The organism is Streptosporangium becharense, assembly GCF_014204985.1.
GTDB lineage: Bacteria > Actinomycetota > Actinomycetes > Streptosporangiales > Streptosporangiaceae > Streptosporangium > Streptosporangium becharense.
Genome location: NZ_JACHMP010000001.1, coordinates 4480020 through 4500006, shown reverse-complemented (window position 1 = coordinate 4500006; position 19987 = coordinate 4480020). Strand labels below are relative to the sequence as shown.

The 19987-nt window shown below is 67.4% G+C and carries 15 protein-coding genes and 1 pseudogene; 6 read left to right on the top strand and 10 right to left on the bottom strand.

Annotation, left to right across the window (positions count from 1 at the left end):
* Positions 1 to 665 precede the first annotated feature (665 nt).
* From F4562_RS19925 to F4562_RS19915, 3 genes are all read left to right on the top strand, one after another.
* A protein-coding gene (locus F4562_RS19925; RefSeq protein WP_375782492.1) for an IS3 family transposase occupies positions 666 to 1888 on the top strand; the annotation gives its coding sequence in 2 pieces (ribosomal slippage) (positions 666 to 981 and positions 981 to 1888; 1224 coding nt in all).
* Between the two features lie 209 nt (positions 1889 to 2097).
* Complete coding sequence (locus F4562_RS19920) at positions 2098 to 3669, top strand: IS4 family transposase (protein ID WP_221522787.1); 1572 nt, start codon at positions 2098 to 2100, stop codon at positions 3667 to 3669.
* A gap of 74 nt (positions 3670 to 3743) precedes the next feature.
* Entirely contained in the window at positions 3744 to 4724 is a 981-nt protein-coding gene (locus tag F4562_RS19915; RefSeq protein WP_184547119.1) for a hypothetical protein, read from the top strand.
* A 73-nt stretch (positions 4725 to 4797) separates the two neighbouring features.
* Here the strand turns inward: F4562_RS19915 and F4562_RS19910 are convergent, their stop codons facing one another.
* From F4562_RS19910 to F4562_RS19890, 5 genes are all read right to left on the bottom strand, one after another.
* The gene (locus F4562_RS19910) at positions 4798 to 5988 is read right to left on the bottom strand and encodes an acyltransferase family protein (RefSeq protein WP_184547120.1); all 1191 of its coding nucleotides are present in this window, start codon (positions 5986 to 5988) and stop codon (positions 4798 to 4800) included.
* Positions 5981 to 6721 (bottom strand): alpha/beta hydrolase, encoded by a 741-nt coding sequence (locus F4562_RS19905; RefSeq protein WP_184547122.1) that lies wholly within the window; start codon positions 6719 to 6721, stop codon positions 5981 to 5983. The genes F4562_RS19910 and F4562_RS19905 overlap by 8 nt, the downstream gene beginning before the upstream one ends.
* 158 nt (positions 6722 to 6879) lie before the next feature.
* The gene (locus F4562_RS19900) at positions 6880 to 7590 is read right to left on the bottom strand and encodes a response regulator (RefSeq protein ID WP_184547124.1); all 711 of its coding nucleotides are present in this window, start codon (positions 7588 to 7590) and stop codon (positions 6880 to 6882) included.
* Positions 7591 to 7615: 25 nt separating this feature from the next.
* Positions 7616 to 8932 (bottom strand): sensor histidine kinase, encoded by a 1317-nt coding sequence (locus F4562_RS19895; RefSeq protein ID WP_184547126.1) that lies wholly within the window; start codon positions 8930 to 8932, stop codon positions 7616 to 7618.
* Between the two features lie 344 nt (positions 8933 to 9276).
* Positions 9277 to 10728, bottom strand: coding sequence for a DNA cytosine methyltransferase (locus F4562_RS19890; protein WP_311734249.1), 1452 nt, complete (start codon positions 10726 to 10728; stop codon positions 9277 to 9279).
* A 95-nt stretch (positions 10729 to 10823) separates the two neighbouring features.
* Here F4562_RS19890 and F4562_RS19885 point away from each other — a divergent pair, with 95 nt between their 5' ends.
* Positions 10824 to 11321: a very short patch repair endonuclease gene (locus F4562_RS19885; protein ID WP_311734250.1), complete on the top strand. Its 498-nt coding sequence runs from the start codon at positions 10824 to 10826 to the stop codon at positions 11319 to 11321.
* Positions 11322 to 11578: 257 nt separating this feature from the next.
* Here the strand turns inward: F4562_RS19885 and F4562_RS19880 are convergent, their stop codons facing one another.
* Both F4562_RS19880 and F4562_RS19875 read right to left on the bottom strand, forming a co-directional pair.
* On the bottom strand, positions 11579 to 12550 hold the full coding sequence (locus F4562_RS19880) for a NaeI family type II restriction endonuclease (RefSeq protein WP_184547130.1): 972 nt from the start codon (positions 12548 to 12550) through the stop codon (positions 11579 to 11581).
* Between the two features lie 29 nt (positions 12551 to 12579).
* Positions 12580 to 13305, bottom strand: a complete 726-nt coding sequence (locus tag F4562_RS19875; protein ID WP_184547132.1) for an HNH endonuclease — start codon at positions 13303 to 13305, stop codon at positions 12580 to 12582.
* Positions 13306 to 13479: 174 nt separating this feature from the next.
* Between F4562_RS19875 and F4562_RS19870 the strand changes: the two genes are divergently transcribed.
* On the top strand, positions 13480 to 14283 hold the full coding sequence (locus F4562_RS19870) for a hypothetical protein (RefSeq protein ID WP_184547134.1): 804 nt from the start codon (positions 13480 to 13482) through the stop codon (positions 14281 to 14283).
* A gap of 70 nt (positions 14284 to 14353) precedes the next feature.
* A pseudogene (locus F4562_RS35070) lies at positions 14354 to 14593 on the top strand (DDE-type integrase/transposase/recombinase); the annotation flags it as partial.
* 103 nt (positions 14594 to 14696) lie between these two features.
* On the opposite strand, the gene F4562_RS35065 reads toward F4562_RS35070, so the two are convergent.
* The 3 genes from F4562_RS35065 to F4562_RS19850 all read right to left on the bottom strand — a co-directional run bounded on the left by F4562_RS35065 (position 14697) and on the right by F4562_RS19850 (position 19196).
* Entirely contained in the window at positions 14697 to 15308 is a 612-nt protein-coding gene (locus F4562_RS35065) for an integrase core domain-containing protein (protein ID WP_311734251.1), read from the bottom strand.
* Between the two features lie 432 nt (positions 15309 to 15740).
* Positions 15741 to 16178, bottom strand: a complete 438-nt coding sequence (locus tag F4562_RS19855) for a hypothetical protein (RefSeq protein WP_184547138.1) — start codon at positions 16176 to 16178, stop codon at positions 15741 to 15743.
* A 600-nt stretch (positions 16179 to 16778) separates the two neighbouring features.
* Positions 16779 to 19196, bottom strand: a complete 2418-nt coding sequence (locus tag F4562_RS19850) for an alpha/beta hydrolase family protein (RefSeq protein ID WP_184547140.1) — start codon at positions 19194 to 19196, stop codon at positions 16779 to 16781.
* Between the last annotated feature and the right edge of the window lie 791 nt (positions 19197 to 19987).

Genomic DNA, 19987 nt, shown 5'->3' with positions numbered 1-19987 from the left:
TAACAGCAGGGATGGCCACCGATGCCAGAGGAGAGCATATTGTTATGAAACCGTTTTCGACTATCTGTACGTTCCATTCGGGCAACTGAGACAAAAGTAGTCCCAATCTAGGGATGCTTAGGAGGGCCGACCCGATCGGTCTAGCGTGGCTTGCTTGCTGATATGGACAGCAGAGTGATTGCTGAGCGCGCAGCAGAGCGGAGTCGGTGCCGGTTGAGCTTGCTAACATAGTGCTAACACAACACCCGACAACCACGGACGGCTGTGGAACCCCGACGTCGGACATCGCTTCTGAACAGGCGTTCGTGTCACCCTTGGACAGCGCCGACCGTGCTACGGATCAGGGGTTGGGGCATCGACATCAAGCTCGGGCAGTGCAGTAGCTACTGCGGAATCAGCTTGACCGTGCCGCCTGCCGCCTGCGCGGTGAACCACCAGCGGGCTCCGTTGGCGACAAGTAGCAGCTGGATCGGGTGGTGGGTGGTCAGCCGGACCAGTTCGCGCTACTTGGGGGTACGGCCCTTATGTGAGGGCAGGTGGGTTGGGTCGACGGCGAGCAATTGCAGCGAACGCAGCAGGGCGGTTAGCCCGTCACTGGGCCCTGCCCCCGAGGTGTGGACACCTTGAATACCGGATGATGGAAATCCGGAGACAAGGAGTTCCACGTGGCGATGAAGTCGTACCCGCCGGAGTTCAAGGCGGACGCCGTCGCGTTGTACCTGTCTGATCCGGCGCGGACGTACGCGTCGGTGGCCCGGGACTTGGGGATCAACCGCGAGACGCTGCGCCTGTGGGTCAAGGAGGCCCGCGCGAACGGCACGGCCGGGGCGAAGAAGGCGGGCCCGGTCAAGCGGCTAGCGCGGGGCCCGCTATCGTCCGACGACGTGCTGGAAGAGGAGAACAAGCAGCTCAAGGCCCGGATCCGGGAGCTGGAGCTGGAGCTGGAGCGCGACATCCTGCGCCGGGCGGCGAAATATTTCGCCGGAGAGACGAACTGGTGAGCCGCTTCGAGTTCGTTGACGACCATCGGGACGCCTTCGGCGTGAAGCGGCTGTGCCGGATCTTGAAGGTGTCCCGCTCGGGGTTCTACCGGTGGCGCAAGGCCGCTCCAGCCCGGGCGGAGCGGGCCGCGGCCGATGCCGCGCTGGCGGAGGAGATCAAGCAGATCCACGATGCGTTCGACGGCACCTACGGCAGTCCACGCGTCACCGCTGAGCTGCGGGCCCGGGGGCGCAGGGTCAACCACAAGCGGGTCGCACGAGTGATGCGCCGTTCCGGCATCGTCGGGCTGCACCTGCGCAAGAAGGTGCGCACCACGGTGCCCGAGCCATCGCATCACAAGGTGCCCGACTTGATCCAGCGGGACTTCACCGCACCGGCCCCGAACCGGCGCTACGTCGGCGACATCACGTACCTGCCCGTCGGCGATGGCCGGTTCCTCTATCTGGCGACCGTGCTGGATCTGGGCTCACGCCGATTGGCGGGCTGGTCGATCGCCGACCACATGCGCACCAAGCTGGTGACCGACGCGCTGCGGGCCGCCGCCGCGATCCGGGGCAGCCTGGACGGCGCGATCTTCCACTCCGATCATGGAGCCCAGTACACCTCGGCCGAGTTCGCCAAGGTCTGTGCCGAACTCGGCGTACACCAATCCATGGGAGCCGTCGGCACCAGCGCCGACAACGCCGCCGCGGAGGCGTTCAACGCCAGCCTCAAACGCGAGACGCTGCAGGGCGCCAAGCGCTGGCCCTCGGCACGTGAGGCCCGCCTGGCCGTCTTCAAGTGGATCACCCGCTACAACACCCGAAGAAGACATTCCGCCCTCGGCTACCTCAGCCCGAATGACTACGAGCAGCAGACCGTCGATAGGGTGCTGCTCGCCGCATAACGATCGGTGTCCACACTTCGGGGTGAGCCCCCAAGGCCGGGTAGTTAGAGCCTGGAGCTGCGGCGCAAGAGCGTCTCACAGAGTGAACGGGGCGTGAACGAAGGAGCGGAGCTCCGGTAGAAGGGCTTTCGGCCAAGATCGCTCTTCGTGAGGAGACTCCGCTGTCCGCACAGTCTGCCATCACCCGTCGTGTCACGGTAGCCGAGGGCGTGTTCGCGCCCGGGCACCTCGGGGAGCTGACCGCGCTGATGCCGTTCGAGCTGGTCGACGCGGTGTTGGACGAGACCCGAACCGTGCAGCGCCGCCTGCGGGACCTGCCCTCACGGGTCGGCGTCTACTTCCTGCTGGCGATGTGCCTGTTCCCGGAGATCGGCTACCGGCTGGTCTGGCAGAAGCTGACGACGGGCCTGGCCGGGCTGGTGGTGGTGACACCGACCGCCAAAGCTCTGCGTGACCTGCGTCGGCGGGTCGGCAGCGTGTCGATGCGCCGATTGTTCGAGGTCGTGTCCGGGCCGTTGGCCGGGCGTCGAACACCAGGTGCGAGGTTCGGCGCCTATCGCCCGGTCTCCTTCGATGGCTGCAGCTCGCTGAAGGCCCCCGACACCGCCCGTAACCAGGCATGGCTAGGCTCGGTCGGGCACGGCGGTTACCCCCTGCTGGAGCTGATGACGCTGGTGGAGACCGGCACCCGCGCCGTGATCGGCGCGGTCTTCGGCCCGACCAGCGAGGGCGAGACGAGCTATGCCCGGCGGCTGTTGCACCTACTGACCCCGGACATGCTGGTGTTGTGGGACAAGGGCTTCGACAGCAACGACTTCCTGGCCGAGGTGAGGGCCACCGGCGCGCAGGTCCTGGGCCGGCTGCGCGGTAACCGGCGCACTCCCATCCTGCGCCGGCTTGGCGACGGCTCCTATCTGTCGGTGATCGGCGCTGTCCAGATGCGCATCATCGAGGCGCGCATCACCGTGACCTGCGCGGACGGAACCGTCTTTGTCGGCTCCTACCGGCTGGCCAGCAGCCTGGTCGACGCCGACCGCTACCCGGCCGCGGCCCTGGTCGACCTCTACCACCAGCGGTGGGAACACGAATCGGCCTACTACGCTCTCCGTCACACGATCATGAACGGCCGCGTCCTGCGCTCCGGCGACCGCCCTGGCCTGGAACAGGAGATGTGGGCCCTGCTCACGCTCTACCAACTGCTGCGCACGGTGATGGTGGACGCGGCCGAGTCCCGCCCCGGCACCGACCCCGACCGCTGCTCCTTCACCATCGCCTTCCAGACCGCCCGCGACCAAGTCCTCCAGGCCACCGGTGTGATCACCGACGGGACGGACCTGGTCGGCGCCATCGGCCACGCCACCTTGACCGCCCTGCTCCCACCGCGCCGCCCGCGCGTGAGCACCCGCAAGGTCAAGTCACCCATGTCCCGCTACAAAGAACGCCGCCCCGACGGCAGACCCGATCGCAGCCGCGCCGTCACCAGCCTCGATATCACCCTCCTCGATCCCCCGCCCACACTCCCCACCGCCTCCCGCGACGACCGGCACACCACCCCGAACAAGCGCCGCCACCACCGCGTCCTGACACTGATCCACGAACATCCCGACCGGCTCTGGCACCCCCGCGACATCGCCCTCCACCTCGGCGACATCACCCTGAACACGATGTACCGGCAGCTGTCTCGCTGGGCCGAACGCGGCCTCATCCGCAAGATCGGCCACGGCATCTACACCGCGACCACGGCTTCCCCCGGCCCCTTGCCAGCAGGCCAGAAACCCTAACTACCCGGCCTTGGGTGAGCCCCCAACACCCTTCGAGCCAGGTGTTGCGACGAGATCTAGAACCTAAGCCGCGGGTGGGGCCAGCTCAGACCGTCCTAACCAGCGCCACCGGCGCTCAGGTGCTCGGCCGGCTGCGCAACAACCGGCGCACCCCCATACTGGCCATGCTCACCGACGGCTCCTACCTGTCGGTGATCGGCGCCTTGCAGATCCGCGTCATCGAGGCCCAGGTGACCGTGATCTGCGTCGACGGCACCACCTTCACCGGTACCTACCGCCTGGCCACCACCTTGACCGACGCCCGCCGCTACCCGGCCGCCGCCCTGGTCAGGCTCTACCACCAGCGATGGGAACACGAGTCGGCCTACTACGCACTGCGCCACACGATCATGCAAGGACGGATCCTGCGCTCAGGCGACCCCGCCGGCCTGGAGCAGGAGATGTCGTCGGTGCTCACGCTCTATCAACTGCTGCGCACCGTGATGGTCGATGCCGCCGAGTCCCGGCCCGGCACCGACCCCGACCGCTGCAGCTTCTCCCTCGCCCTGCACGCCGCCCGCGACCTGGTGATTCAGCCGAGGGATGCCCCCGGCACCATCACCGGCCTGGTCGCAACCATCGGACACCGCATCCTGGCCGCGCTGCTACCACCCCGCCGTCCACGGGTCAGCACCCGCAAGGTCAAATCACCCATCTCGCGTTACAACGAACGACTGGACGACGGCAGACCCGACCGCAGCCGCATCATCACCGACCTCGACATCACCCTCCTGCCGCCACCACCCACACTGCCTGCCGCGTCCCGAGACGAGCGACCCATGACCGCGGCCGACCGCCGCAGACAACATCAAGTCCTGGCCCTCCTCCACCAAAACCCCCACCGCCCGTGGAAGGCCCGCGACATCGCCCACCACCTCGGTGATGTCACCCTGAACACGATGTATCGGCAGCTATCGCGCTGGGCCGTCAGCCAACTCATCCGCAAGATCAGACCAGGTGTCTACACCGCCGAGCCGATCTCCGCGGCGCTCTTGCCATCAGCTCAAAGAGCTTAACTACCTGGCCTTGGGGCAACTCCAGTCGCAGGGGCCTTTCGTGACACAGTGTCACAAACATGCGAAGGCCGCGTCAAGCTGATCGCGACACTCTGTCATTTAACCGCTTCGCCGCTGCCCCCGCCAGGGCGAGCAGCCCTCCGAACACCGGCAGCCAGCCCAGGCGCTCCGGCAGCCAGGAGAGGTGGGCAGGCGGGGTGAGCAGTCCCGGGACGGCGCCGAAGCGGAGTGCGGCCAGGGCGGTCACGGCAACCACTGTCAGGTGCCAGAGGAAGATCGTCATAGTGAACAGGTTGAGCAGCGCCACCGCGGCCCAGAGCCGGGGCCGACGCATCAGCCGCCCCAGCGGCCCGTGCGCCAGCAGCGCCAGCCCCACCTGGGCGAGCCCGAAGGCGACGGCGGCGAGCGTAGGCGGGCTGAGGTTCGAGACCCCCGCCCCCGGCACGCCCACCATGCTCGCGGGATAGCCGAACCCGGCCACCAGGACCGCCGCCCCGGCCGCCCCTCCGGCCAGCAGCGCCACCGCCGTCCGCCGGGAGGCGAGCCCGCCGACCGCCCAGCCCACCCCCAGCATGTACGGCACCAGCCACCCGGCCGCGAGGTTCACCCACCCCAGCCAGGCCGGCCCGCCCAGGCCGAACCTGACCGCGTCCACCGCGAGCACCACCGCGGCCGCCGAGGCGGCGGTGACGCCCGGCCGCAGTTTCAGCAGCAGGGGAGTGGCGGCGGTGAGCGCCGCGAAGACCGCCAGGAACCAGATCGGCCCGAGCGCCGGGAGCGCCAGCGCCCTGACCGTCGCGTACGGCGCGCCGTGCAGCGCCAGCCCCGCCGCGATCCCCGCCCAGACCAGCAGGAGCGGGCCCACCGGCCGCAGTAGCCGCCCCATCCTGGCCCGCACCCACGCCGGACCCGCCGCCGCCCGCGCCGGACCGTCCGTTCTCGCCCGCGCCGGACCCGCCGTCTCCGCCCGCGCCCGATCATCCGCAGTCCGCAGGCTCCGTGCCGCGGCGTACCCGCCCACGAAGAAGAACACCGCCAGCGTCTGCAGCACCCACGACAGCGGCGCGAGCTCCGGCATGAACGCGAGCGGGCTGGAGACGGCGACCGTCCCCCGGGGCCCGAGCACCCACGCCGTGACGAGCCAGTGCCCCAGCACCACCCCGGCGATCGCCAGCGCCCGCAGCGCGTCCACCCCCCGGTCCCGCCCCGGCGGCGTCATCGCCTCGACTCGCGCCGCCGTACGGCGCTCGGTCGGGTCACGCATGGGACACCTCGGCGGTCCGCCCGAGGGCGATCAGGGTGAGGTTGCGCAGGGACTCGCCGCCGGGGGCGAGGTAGTCGCTGTGCCCGGCGGCGCCGGCCGCGAACACCCGGGAACCGTAGCCGGGCTCGGCGGGATCGCGGCCGAAGCCCAGCGGGCCGATCTTGATCTTGGGGATGCCGCGAGCCCAGTCCTCCGTGCCGCTGCCCGCCCAGAGCGGGACCCCGCCCAGCTCGGCCGCCGAGGAGACGCCGAGCCCGGGGCTGCCGAACACGGCTAGGTTGTCCGCCCGGATCCCCGGCGCGGCCTTGGCGCACACCACCGACCCGTAGCTGTGGCACAGCAGGCTGACCCGCTTGCCGCGGAGCGTCTCGTTCACGTAGCGCCGCAGCGCCGGGGCGCCCTTCTCCGCAGCCCAGCCGGTGGCGGACCCCAGGCTGACGGTCGCCGGGCTGTCGTACCCGAGCCATGCGACCACGGCCAGCCGGGCTGCCGGATCCAGTTCCCGCGCCTGGGCGAGCACCGCCCGTGCCCCGCCTCCGGGGGTGCTGTACGGCTTGGCCCGCCCGCCGTCGAAGGTGGCGGACGTGGTGTCGGCGCCGGGGACGATGACGGCCACGTGCTCCGTCGTACTGAGATCGCCGTAGACCCGGATGATCCGGTCACCCTGCGGTGAGGGGACGACCAGGTAGGTGAGCGCCGCGGCGGTGGCGACGGCGAGCAAGGAGCGGAGCACGGGGGCCTCCTGTCCGGTTCGGGGGAACGAGACAGGACGCTACGAATCAAGATCGGTAACTCGCGTCACACCGCGGTGCTCACCTTCACGTCACCCCCCGGAGGGAGGGAGGCGGCGCCATCCCGGGGAGCGGGGCGTGGGACGGTCCCCTGGGGACCTCACTCGCCGGGGCGGACCAGCCCGGACTCGTAGGCGTACACGATCGCCTGGGCCCGGTCGCGCAGGTTCAGCTTGGCCAGGATCCGGCCGATGTGGGTCTTGACCGTCTGCTCCGAGAGTACGAGCTCCTCGGCGATCTCCTGGTTGGAGCGGCCCTTGGCGATGAGGACGAGCACCTCGGTCTCGCGTTCGGTGATGCCGTCCAGGCGAACGCGCGGGCGCTGCGGCCCGACGCGGGCGAACTCCGCGATGAGCCGCCTGGTCACCGAGGGCGCCAGCAGCGCCTCCCCGGCGGCGACCACCCGTACGGCCTCGGCCAGCTGCTGCGCGGAGGCGTCCTTGAGCAGGAACCCGCTGGCCCCGGCCCGCAGCGCCTCGTAGACGTAGTCGTCGAGATCGAACGTGGTCAGGATCAGGATCTTCGGCGGGCGCCCGTCGTCCTCGCCGGAACCGGTCCGCTCCCCGCGTTCTCCGGACTCCTCGCGCGGGCCGGGGGAGAGGATCTCCCGGGTCGCGGCCAGCCCGTCCATGACCGGCATGCGCACGTCCATCAGGACCACGTCCGGCCGCAGCTCGGCGATGCGCTCGATCGCCTCCCGCCCGTTCACCGCCTCACCCACGACCTCGATGTCGGGCTGGGCGTCCAGGAACACGGTGAAGCCGGTTCTGACCATGCCCTGGTCGTCGGCGATGAGCACCCTGATCGTCATGCGTCCTCCGTGATCGCCTGGATCGTCATGCTTCCTCAGCGATCGGAAGTATCGCGGTGACCGCGAAGCCCTTTCCCGCCGGCCCCGCCCACACGCTCCCGCCGAGCATGGCGGCCCGTTCCCGCATCCCGATCAGGCCGTGTCCCGTGTGCTTCTCGCGCCCCGCCTTCGCCGCCTCCGCGGCGGCGCGGTCCCCGCCGTCGTCCGCCACGTGGATGTTCAGCTCGTCGCCGGATCGGGAGATCTTCACCGTGACGGCCGAGCCGGGCGCGTGTCGCATGGCGTTGCTGAGCGACTCCTGCACGATCCGGTAGGCGGACAGACTCACCGCGGTGGGCAGTTCGAGCAGGTCGCCGCCCAGCTTGAGCTCCACGGCGAGCCCGGCGGAGCGCGCGGTGGCGGCGAGTTCGTCCAGGCGGCCCAGGCTCGGCTGCGGCGCGGTGTCCGTACGCCCGTCCCCGTCGCGCAGCACGCCCAGCACGCGGCGCATCTCGGTCATGGCGGCCAGCGAGAGCGCGCGGATCTCGCCGAGCCCCTCTTCCAGCAGCCGCGCGTCCCCCCGCGCCTTCAGCGGTACGGCCTCCGCCTGGATGGCGATCACCGACATGTGGTGCGCCACCACGTCGTGCAGCTCCCGGGCGATCCTGGCCCGCTCCTCCAGCACGGCCTGCCCGGCCAGCGCCTGCTCGCTGCGCCGTTCCTCCTCGGCCAGCCGCCCGGCGGCCGTCCTCCTGGCCTGGACGTTGTAGCCGAACAGGACGGTGACGGTCACCATGGCGATGCCGATGAACGTCACGCCGGGCAGGTTGGGGCCGGATTGGATGCCGAGGATCCACAGAGCGGCAGCCGAGATCATCCACACGCCGATGATGACGTGCCGCTCGCAGCGGACCGCGACCGCGTAGACCACCAGCAGGTACATGATCACGGCGTCGGCGGAGAAGGCCGCCTCCAGGTCCTGGCCGCGGGTGACGATCCCCCAGGGAATCAGCACCACCGCGAGCCGCCAGGCCGTCAGCGGCCAGCGGTCGCGCAGCGCCAGCGGCAGCGAGGAGGTCACGGCGATGAACGCGATCTCTCCCTCGTCCAGAGGCGTCGCCATATACAGCGACTCGTCCCTCATGAGCGCCTGCACGACACGGAACAGGATGAAAGCCAGCACGAGATCGGCGACGACGACCAGGTCGATCGTGCGGAACGGCAGCAGACTCAGAAACCCCGGCACGCGGGGGGCCAGCCGCCGGGGGCGGGGGTGCGGCGGACCGGCCCTGCCGGTCCACACGGCCGCGGTGAGCGCGCGGCCCAGCCGGGCGACGGGCCGCTGAGCGGGGGGAGAAGCCATCCGGCCAGCCTAGGGAGACCGCCGATCATCCGGATCACACCGTGGAGGGATCTCCCGCCTCACCCCGGTGAGCCGGATCACGCTAGTTGGAACCGGCGGACCTTCCGCACCCGTTCGGAGGCCGAGCGGGCGGTGTTCGCCTCCATCGAGGGGTTCTACAACCCCCGGCGCCGGCATTCGGCCAACGGTCAACTCAGCCCAGCCGAATACGAGCGCCGACAGGCCCTCAAGAACGTCCATCAAGACAGCTATGCTGCTGCGTAGTCGCAAGCCCTGATGTGTCTACCGAACCGGGGCAACTCCAACTCCCACCAGAGAGAACATTGGGGTTAGCATCCACCATGTCAGCTGATCTTCGATCTGTACTTGCTGAACAGGTCATGCCGCTGATGATCCTCCTGTCCGAGGAACGCCTTGAATTCGCCGAGCTGGTACGCAACGTCACCATTGGACCGCTGAACCGATATCAGCTCGAAGTCATGGCGGAGGTGGTTCAGGTGCCGCTCCACCTCTGGCTGCTCCAGTGGCTCGTTCGTAGCAGCTAGGCGTTCGACGATCTGCTCAACCGTCAGCGGCCGACTACTGCCAAGCAGAACCCTGTAGACGGGGTCCAGCACAACGTCGGTCTCCTCTACCAGAACCCGCCGCTCGCCTTCCTTCCGCAGAGCTCTTCTAATCGCTACCCCGAGCTCCTTCGCAACCGGCGGTGGGAAGGCATTGCCGATTTGCCGGTACTGAGAGGTCTTCTTGCCGAGGAACTCCCACTTAGCGAAGTCCTCGCCGTACCAGCCCTGGATGCGCGCGACCATGTCCACGGTGAGCATCGGATGCGGGGCTCCCTTCACCCGCGGGTTCTTCAGTCCAGGCGGTTCGTCTGCTACCCCCTTGGCGTCAACCCCCATCGCCTCCCAGGCGGCCTTGGCCCGCGAAGGGCCGAGGTCAGCGCCGCCGTGCTTCTTGGAGCCACCAACAATGGTCGGGGCTATCTTGTTCGCCTGCTGAACCCACTCCTCCAGCTTGTCTTCAGACCAATCACCCTTGGCCATTAGGTCCCTGAGCAGTTCCCCAACCGGGAGCGGCCGTTCCGGGTGCTTCTTAGGCCACTCGAAGTATTCCGCGTACTCAGGCATAAGCGCGACCAGCACAAACCGGGGCCGGAGCTGAGAAACCCCGTAGTCATCCGCGTGCAGCAGCCTCCACTCGGCTATGTAGCCGTACTCGCTCAGCCGGTCAAGTACGCGCTGCCGATACGCCGTGAACCGGCTGCCGCTCAGGCCCTTGACGTTCTCAAGCAGGAGCGCCTTCGGCTTGATCCGGCCACACAGCTCCACGGCCCAGGCGAACAAGTCCCTCTCGTCGGTGGCCCCCAGTTGCTTGCCCGCGATGCTGAAAGGGGGACAGGGCACGCCTCCAGCAAGCAGATCGACGCCGCGGTATTCGTCTGGATCCCAAACCTTAGAGTCAGCAACGTCACCGATCTTGACGGTGTCGGCGGCCTCCTTCTCGTCGTATCCGAGCACTTCGACGAGGTTGTGGCGGAGCGTCTCGGCAGCTTGCCTGTCGAGCTCGACGGCAAGCACATGCCGGAAGCCTGCGCGTTCCAACCCGAGTGACTGGCCTCCAGCCCCGGCACAGATCTCGACGACCTCAAGCACATCCTCGCGCTCTGCAGCCAACGTTTCTGATCCAGCGGACCTAGCGGCGAGCTCGTGCTCCGTTCCTGCTTCCTCCGGTTCGAGGGGCTGCTCGCCGACCTCAGCCTGGATCTCAATGACGTGAAGCTGGTTTTCAGTCACTAGGACCCCTTTCGTAGTCCGGATGAGGCCATGGGCCAGTAGGCAGCTGTATCTTCGCGGAGACGACTGTCAGCTGTACGCCCAATAGGACGAGTGTGGGAGAGAGTAAGAGAGTCCAAGCCAGGAAGCAGGCCCACGAGCGGGGGATTTATCCGGCGCCGCTCAACGAGGGCCGATCGCGCAACATGCAGGCCAACAGGCGCTCTGGCACCAAGCCCGAGGTGGTCCTGCGTAGTGCGCTGCACCGCATGGGCTTCCGCTACCGGAAGGATCTTCGGCTGGACCTGGGCGAGGTGAAGGTCCGTCCGGACATCGTCTTCACCGCCAAAAAGGTCGCTGTCTTCGTCGACGGCTGCTTCTGGCACGTCTGTCCCGAGCACGGTCGGCAACCCACCACGAACGAGTGGTACTGGACGCCGAAGCTCCGCCGGAACATGGAACGCGATCAGCGCGTCAACAGTGCTCTTGAAGCTGCTGGCTGGCAGGTGATCCGGCTCTGGGAGCATGAAGCGCTGGCCACGGCCATTGAGGCAGTAGTTGCGGCAGTGCGCCCAAGTCCCGAACATGCGAGCGAGACTAGCGTGACTGGCTGACACTTCTGCAACCGAGAGAGCGTTCAGCGGCGGGCCATAGGTAAAGAAATACTAGATCACTGCGCTCGCCGCCGTTTCTGGCCGCGAGCACATCCGATGGTCAGGCATGCCTACACAGGCTCAGCTGGGGCGTGCCGGTGAGACCGTAGCTCGCGACGGCTGCTATGCGCTCTTGCCTCCCAAACTGGGAGTTACCCCAGGCTGGGGACGCCAGCCGGACGACCTAACGTCCCTGTTGGGGGTGTCGGGGGACCGGTCTACTCATCTTCCAGAGCAGACTTCTTTGTCTCTGGGAGAGTAGGCGCAGCCTCTATTGGATCATCGGAGTCCGCGACTACCCATTCCTTCCCATCGAGGGAGATATAAGGGCGAGCGCCGTGGTGAGGGCCGCGCTGCGCTAGCCGTACGCTGATCGACTCTCCAGCACCAGGAACGGGTACGGCGAGCTGGCGGGCTAGGACTCGATGACTGTCGTACTGACCGAAGATCACAATGCCTTCGGGCCGAAGACTGGAGCGAGCACCACCGTTGCCACGTACTCGCTTCATGTAATCCTCTTGCTGGGCGACGGTGGCGACGGCTGTTCGGCTTATCAGCCGGCCCTGCGCTCTCCGGAAGAGCTCGTCCACCCGCTTGCTCCCATGCCGAGTGCACTTGTGGCCGGGAAGACCGCAGTCGAAGATTGCGGCGACATCTTCTGGCGGCAGCCGGAGCAGGACATTCTCGGGCAGCGGAAAGTCTCGAAAGAGCCACCGAACGGTGCGCTTGCCTTCCTTGCTCAGACGTCGCTTGAGATCGCGGTTTCCCTTAGGGGATGTCAGCAAGTCTGGGACGGCCCGGACCAGACCAGCAGACCATAAGCCCTTTTTGTCGTTCGCCCACAGGCCCAAGAGCACGTGTCTCACCGCTTCTGGGGGGATCATCCAGTCTCCAAGATCCTGTGAGTACTTGCAGTCCACCTCGATGCCCTCAATTGAGTAATCGAGCACTGCGCCGTCTGAGAAGCCGAACTCACGCTGGAGGTTGATCTCGACCAGAGTCCCGCAATGGGTCTTCTCGGTCTTGAGGAGCTGTTCCCATCGGAAACGGCCAGTGTGCTGGCCATCGAGGAGCATGTCGAACGTTCGCCGGATAGCCTTTGCTGTCCGGGAGCCCGTAGGGTCGAGCCCCATTAGATTAGCGAAGACTCTTTCCATCTCGGAGTCGTGTGCAGCGATTTCGATAAGCATGGGCTGAACATAGCCATCGGGACCGACAATCACTTCGGGCTCTCTCCATCCGGTTCCAATGCAAGCCCCAATCGCTGGCGGAGCTCGGCTCGGTGTACTGCGGGCAGTTGCCGATAGCGAGCCCAGACCTGCTCGGTCTCGGAGGGGGACCTGCGTTCAGCCGCCATCCAGTTCAGAAGCTTCTGCTTCTCCTTCTTCGGCAGTTCCTTAATCCGGTCCCAGACCTGCTCTGGTGAAAGCTGGACTCCCGTAAGGTGCTGTGCAGTTTCGTTACATCGAGCACACTCGGTCACCAGGTCCTCCAAAGTGGCCGTAGAACCATGCTTATGCGGGTTCACGTGGCCCATGGTGAGCCGCGCCGTACTGGTGGGGTCGTCTGGGTATGGCTCGCCCGCGCTGATACCGCATCGAAGACAGCAGTGAAGGTCGCGCTCCATGACTTGACGCCGGACCTTCCCGCTAATGGAGCGCAGGCCGACCGAACGCTGACCAGGTTCCCAGATGGGAGTGCCGATCTTCTCTAGGTACAGCTCATCTGGGCTCAAGCTCGCCATGTCTCTGTATGTCTTGATCACCCATCCAGCCGGGCGCAGGTCTCTCATCCGGCGGTCGACTTGCTCAACGTCGGGGATCGCCTTGCGGAGCTGCTGCTTGTTGAAGCGCTGACCTTCACCGATCTCCCCATGCAGCCACAGCGCGACACGAATCCGCGCGCCGAGCTTGGGGTTGCGCCAATCCGCCCACATCGTGTCCATCGAGACCTCCCCAGGGTTCCGCCAAGAGGAGGTTAGAGGTCGCGGCAGGATTCGGCAACTATCGGCAGATTCCGGCAAAGATCACACTAATCTAGAAATGTCGGTAGCACCCCGTATCTTCCCGAGCAGAACGGTCCGGTTACCGCAAGCTTGCGCACAGTTCGGATGGCTAGGATGACTCTCCGTACGACTGCTCACGACGTCCTCGACCTGTTCAACGTAACTCCGCAGACCAGACAGGCTCTTGCTGATTGGCGGGCGACTCCAGCAAAGATGTACACGGTCGTGCCCTTCGTCGAGGCGCACGAGACTTCGTTTGTCTACCAGCTCGGGCCTGGGGACGTGGAGCATGTGTGCCGCACAACGGATCACGCGCTTGGTGAGGTGAAGCGCGCGAACGCCGAGAGAGTTCGAGCCATCGTCGACTGGCATCCAGACTTTGCGTTCATGCACGTCCTCCACTACACCGTGGAAGCGACGCGCGAGCTGCCGACCTGGCAGCGCTTCAACGAGTTCGCCCACGATGACCCACAGGCCAACAGCATGCTGTGGAGGCCTGCCCAAGAAGAGGTGCAGCGGGTCACCTCTTCGTTCGGCATCAGTAGGACCATCGTCAGGGACGCGATGCGATGGCGCGTTGGTAACGCCTACTACTCCTTCCTCCGCGAGGTATACGTGGTAACGCATCTCCGGGCGGCTGGGCTGGACGTCCGCGTGCACCCCCTCGCTGATGCGCTATTCCGCGTGGACTTCTGGTGTGGGCGTACGGCGTGCAGCCTCCTTGTCCAGAACAGCAAGTTCCATAAGGACGACCAAGGGAGAAAGCGCCAGACCTCCGAACTGCTCTCAGGTGCTACGCCACCGTTTCAGTTTCACAAGATCCAGCTGGAGAAGGCATCGAAGTTCGGCGTAGTCCATCTGCCGAGCGCGGAGCAGGTCAAAATCGCCGCGCAGCAGCTCCGTGCTACGGCCTTATAGCGGACAGAGGAGCTGGCGGCACAGGTACCGCGGAGACAGCGGTGGCCGTTCCCACACCAGGTCAACTCCAACCACGATCCCCGACCAGGACGCTGCGCCGGTTGCGGACCTGCTCGAGCGCGACTTCACACCCGGTGAGATCGACCAGCAGTGGTGTGGGGATATCACTTATCTGCCGGTCAATGACTCGTGGCTGTATCTCGCGACCGTGATCCATACCGGGTCACGGCGCCTGATCAGCTGGTCGATCGCCGATCACCTGCGGACCGAGCTGGTCAGCGACGCGCTGACGGCCGCGATCAGGAGCCGGCGGCCGGAGTAATCGTCAAGACCTGTGGATCAAGATTTTCTAGGCTGCTGTAGATGAGAGCTGCTCGTCAGGCCGTTCGGTACCTGTCAAACCTGTTGAGACATCAAGCCACGTTCGGTGTCTGTGCTGAGGCCTCGGCTTCGTCGTCTTCGAGGTCTGTCGACGGCTTGTTGATCCATACCCGGGCGGGCAGCGGCGGCGGGCTCGGCCGCCGACCGCGGAACCGCTCGGGATAGGCCAGGAACGCCGCGTTCAGCGTGGCGGCCCGCCGGGCCTGGATCTCGACCGCCGAGCCGTCACGCACCGAGGCGGGGGTGTGCATCCCGATCCCGGAATGGCGGTGCTCAGTGTTGTAGTACCGGAAGAACTGGCCGCAGAAGACGTTCGCGTCCTCGATGGACCCGAACTCGCCCGGAAACGCCGGACAGTACTTGAGCGTCTTGAACTGCGCTTCGGAATACGGGTTGTCGTTGGACACGCGCGGCCGGGAATGGGACTGGTCGATCCCCAGCAGCGCCGGCAGCCCGGAGACGGTGGTCGACGTCATCACCGTGCCGCGGTCGGCGTGGATCGCCTCCGGCGCGATCCCGTCGTTGGCGGCGATGGCGTGCTCGATGAACTCCTTGGCCAAGATCCCGGTCTCGGTCGGCCGGATCTCCCACCGGACGACTTTCCGGGAGAAGATGTCCAGGATGACGTACAGCAGATAGTGCACCCCGCGCGGGGCCTTTCAGTTTCGTGATGTCCCATGACCACACCTGGTGGGGGCCGTCGGCGGTCAGCTCGGGTTTCTTACGCGCGGGGTGGACGGCCTGGGCGCGGCGCTCGCCGGCCGTGCCACGCTCCCGCGGCAGCCGGTACATGGTGGCCTGCGAGCACAGGTAGACGCCCTCGTCCAGCAGCGTCGCCCACACCTGGCCCGGCGACTTGTCGGCGAAGCGGGGCGAGTCCAGCGCCGCCAGCACCTGGGCCCGCTCGTGCTCGGTCAGCTCGGTCGGGTGATGGAACGGGCGGCGCGGCCCCAGCCAGGGCGGGGCGGGGTTGCGGTGCCGGTGCAGCGTGGCCCGGGATTTCCCGAGAATCGCACACGCGCGCACTGTGCCGACGGCTTCTTCCATCTCGGGGAAGTGCTCGTCGAGGAGCCGGGTCACTTCTTCTCGGAGTCCGCGCTGCTTGAGATGTCCTGCAGCAGCGCGAACGCTTTTCCCGCGATGTCCAGGGCGGTCCGGGTCTTGCCGAGCTCGCCGACGAGTTTGTCGTTGGCGGCCTTGAGTTTCTTGTTCTCGGCGCGCAGCCGGGCCAGTTCCTCGGCCTCGGCGCTTTTCACCGGCTTTCCCGTCGAGGCGGCCAGGGTGCCGGTCTCGGCCTGCTTGCGCCAGTGCTCGATGTGGGAGTGGTACAGCCGTTCCCTGCGCAGCAGGGCGCCGCGCTCGGCGCTGCCTTCGGGCAGGGCGTCGAAGGCCGCCGGGATCCGCGCCTTGCAGGCCTTGGTGAAGGTGCGCCGCTTGGGCTGCTCCGGCTGCTGGGAGGTCACACGACCATCCTGCCCGGTCATCGCGGTCTGGTCGGCGAGGGTCATCGTCACTGTCTTGATCGTCCTGTCTCGCCCTGCTTCACATCAGAAGGACTCCTGCGTCCCATGTCTCACGGCAGTCTGACAGAGAGGGGTCTGACCCCGCTGCGAACAGCAGCGGGGTCAGACTGTTGTTATGCAAGGCAAGTGGCTGGAGAGCCGGTCGGATCGAGTGCGCAGGCCACCTGCCGACAGCCGTCCCCTCCCCGGAGGTGGCACGTCCGTATGCCCGGTCGAGCAGTGCCAGACGCTTATCCCGGTCGCGACATCCGCCACCGTGGCGTCTTCGTCTGACGGGCTGCCTGGCACGCCGCCGCAGATTCCAGCCGCGGCGGTGCTGCCGTAACCCCTGTATGAGGCCCCCGATGTCGAGGCCGTCCAGCGCTGTGACGTGATCTGCGGCGGAAGGCCGCCTGCGGGCCGGACTCATCACAACGCGTTCGATCCGTCACTGCTGACCTATTCCAGCGCTTTCCAGCGCCGCCCGCCTGCCCGATGCGACCGAGGGGATTTTCGAGGCGGTACGCGAGGGCGGTGCACGAGGGCATCGCCGCCACCGGGTGGCGGTCGGCCGCCGGCCCAGCCGGGGTCTGCCCCACCTGCCGTCGTACGTTACCCGGACACGTTCAAGGCACCGAGGGGGCCGACGTGCAGGAAGCCGACGACTCGGTCGAGGACGAGGCGCTCGTCGGCCTCGGTCAACGGGTCGTGGCCCGCCCCGGGGACCTCCAGATAGATCAGGTCGGTGCCGTCGCGGTGGCCGCTCTCGCGGAGCCGGTCGCGTAGCCGCCGGGAGTGGGTGACCGGGATGGTCGGGTCCTGGTCGCCGTGGATGATGAGGATCGGCAGCCGCATTCGGCCGGCCAGCCGCAGCAGGTCGCGGGGGCCGAGCTCGTCGTGGATCTCCTCGTGCCCGCCGAGCCGGTCGAGCAGGTTGCGTACCGTGGGCGGCCCGTCCTCGTACAGGAGCCGCCCGGACAGGAATGGTGCGACGACCGCGGCGCGGGACCACAGGCCGGTCTGTGCGGCGGCGGCCAGCAGCGCCAGGTGAGCGCCGTAGCTGGGGCCGTACAGCACCGGGCGTTCGCGGCCGGGCCCGCGTGCGGTGAGCAGGGCACGTCCCAGATGGAGGACGTCGGCCAGGTCGGGGCCACCCCAGGCGCCGCGGATGGCGTCGCGGTGCGCGGCGCCGTAGCCGATGCTGCCGCGCTGGTTGGGTGCGACCACGGCGGTTCCGGCTGCGGCCAGCCGCCGGAACAGCGGATTGAAGCCGAGCTGCCAAGCGGCCTCGGGGCCGCCGTGCAGCGCGAGCACGACCCGGTCACTGGTGGCGGGGTCGCCGTACACGATCGCCTCGACGGCTCCCGCCGGCCCGTCGTAGTTCTGAACGCGGACCGGCTCCCGACGGCGCCCGCGAGGTGGCGGGGACGGCAGGAGGGGCGGTGAGGACAGCGGGGACGGCGAGGCATGTGGCGCGAGCGATGGGACGTGCGGCGGGGACGGCGAGGCATGCGACGCGGACGATGAGACGTGCGGCGGGGACAGGGAGGCATGCGACGCGGACGGCGGGGGCACGGTGATCAGGGTGGGCGGCCGGTCGGGTGTGCTGTGGATCAGGTGCAGGCCGGTGGCACTCCAGTAGGCCCGCTGGTACAGGATCCCGGGCGGCAGGTCGATCTCCTGGCCGGTGTCCTCCACCAGGTCGTGCAGGAGCAGGTGGGAGCGGGCACCGCGGGTGACCGCCAGCGCCAGGTGCCGTCCGGTGGGGTCCAGGGCCAGCGGGGTGACGTTGCCCTCGATCGCGTTCAGCCGGTTGGGGAAGACGGTAGGTCGCTCGTCGTCGCGGTGGCGTACGCCGAGCCGGTGGACGCCGTCGCGGTTCGCGGCGGTGAGCAGCACCCCGGTGCGGGGCGCCGCCAGCAGCAGACGTTCGTCGCCGGCCAGCCCGCCGAGGGGGGTCAGGGTGCCGCGTGAGAGGTCCAGGACCACGGTGCCCGTCTCGGCTCGGCCGCCGCCCCGGGTGGAAGCCTGATCGGCGGTCCGGGCAAAGGGCCGGTTGGAGGAGGGATTAGACCGGTCATAGGGGTTAAACCGGTTGGAGCGGTTGAAGCGGTGGAACTTCAGAGCGAGGTGGTCGCCGGTGGCGTCCAGCCAGATCCCGCCGCTGAACTGGCCGAACAGCTCAGTGACCGGTTCGAGGGGTTCGTCGCGTCCGGACAGCCGCCAGACCGTGGTGATCCGGCTGGGCCCGGTTTCGAAAGCCAGGGCGGCTGTTCCGGCTGTCGGAGCGGCGATGAGCCTGAAGCCCGAGCTGCGGATGACGGCCAGCGGGTATTCCTCGGCCACATCGCCGCGGTCCGGAGAAGAACCATCGCCGCCCGGGGGGACACCATCGCCCTGCGAGAAAACACCGCCCGGGGAGAAACCGACACCCGGCGAGAAAGCGCCGCCTGGGGAGAAAACGCCGCCTGGGGAGAAAACGGCGTCCCCGTACGGGGAGAAACCGTCGCCGTCGTTGCGGGAAGCGCCGTCGTTGCGGGAAGCGCCGTCGTTGCGGGAAGCGCCGTCGTTTCGAGAGACGCCGTCGTTTCGAGAGACGCCGTCGTTTCGAGAGACGCCGTCGTTTCGAGAGACGCCGTCGTTGCGGGAAGCGCCGTCGTTTTGAGAGGGGACGACCAGGATGAGGTGGAGTGCACCGTCGCCGGTCGGGCGGCACAGCAGTATGTGGCCGTCGTCGGTGGCGACCGGCACGGTCTCCGGAGTCACACCCTCGTAGCCGTGCAGCGTCCGGGGCAGCGGGGTCTCGCCGGTGAGGTCCCACACCTCCGGGACCAGTCGGCGGTTCCCGTGGTCCGCCAGGCAGGCGGCATACCGCCCGCGGCCGGAGAAGCAGAAGTTGACCCGCCGGACGTCCGTGAAGGGCTCCCTCCCGGAGGCATTGATGATCGAGCCGGTGACGCCCTCCGGCAGATGACGATCCCTGTCCGGACGTCCGTCCTCGTTCGTGTCCCACACGGCCAAGCCCTTCAAACCCCCACCGCCTTCGCCTGACATCCCGCAGCTGACTGAGATGAACGCAGGTCAGCCGCCTTCGGCGCTTCTCCCTCTTCACGGAGACCGTCGACGTCGGAATCGGCTGCCGGCCACTCGACCGGAAGCCGTGAGCGCACCGGAACGAGGCCGGCTGCCACGTCGTCCCCGGATCGACCTGGTCCGATCACTCGGGCCGGTCGCCGGCTCCGTATGCCGTGAATGACTCTTCCCGGTTCCGGGTGACATCCCAGAGAGCGTTTTCCATAGGAAAGAAAGCAGGGAGAAAGTGTTCCCAGCCTCCGTTGCCCCACATTTCCGATGGGATCGCCTTCCGGACCGATCGATACCTCTTCACAGGAAGAACCCGCCCGGACTCTCGATTCACCGAGAGACATCTGAACGGCTTCGACCTGTGTACAGGGTCACCGATACTGCTTGGGAGTGGCTAGGACCCGCCTCTTGGGAATGGCTTGGAGATGAGTATGGATCCTTGGAGGCGAGGCCGGGTTTCAGCGGCATTCCATAGGTCGATTCACAGTGAGAACATAGTTGCGGGATAGTCGTGGAACCGTTCCACGGCTGGGAGGCGTCGTCCCATGGCCGGGGCGAAATCCTCCCACGATCGAGGTGAAGTCGTCCCACGGCCAGGGCGAAGTCCTTCTACGACCGGGGTGAAGTCGTTCCACGACCGGGATGGAGTCGTTCTACGGCCGGGTGTGGGCATGCGGGTTCGCCGGGGGCTCCACCACCCGGAGTCGCCTGCCGTTCGAGATCGTCTGCGGTCCGAG